The organism is Halomonas sp. ND22Bw, assembly GCF_003011945.1.
GTDB classification, from domain to species: Bacteria; Pseudomonadota; Gammaproteobacteria; order Pseudomonadales; family Halomonadaceae; genus Halomonas; species Halomonas halophila.
The window spans coordinates 1-275 of the sequence record NZ_PXWD01000791.1; the positions used below are offsets into that span (position 1 = coordinate 1).

1 pseudogene is annotated in these 275 nt (G+C 69.5%); it reads right to left on the minus strand.

The features are described 5' to 3' along the window. Nucleotides 1-275: pseudogene (locus CVH10_RS20300) on the minus strand (hypothetical protein); the annotation flags it as partial.

Sequence of the window (275 nt, forward strand, 5' to 3'; positions counted from 1 at the left end):
GGGGTGAAACTGCGGCGATACAGCGCCAGGGCCTCCAGCAGCAGTTCGGGCGCGAAATGGCTGGCGAAGGCGTAGGGCAGGCCCAGTTGTCCGGCCAACTGGGCGCTGAACAGGCTGGAGCCCAGAAGCCAGATCGGCACACGCAGGCCCGCGCCCGGCACGGCGCGGACGGGCTGGTTCTCGTCGGCCGGTTCGAACCACTGGATCAGTTCGACCCCCTCGCGCGGAAACTGGTCGGCGCCTTCGAAAAAGCGACGCAGAGCCCGGGCGGTGGC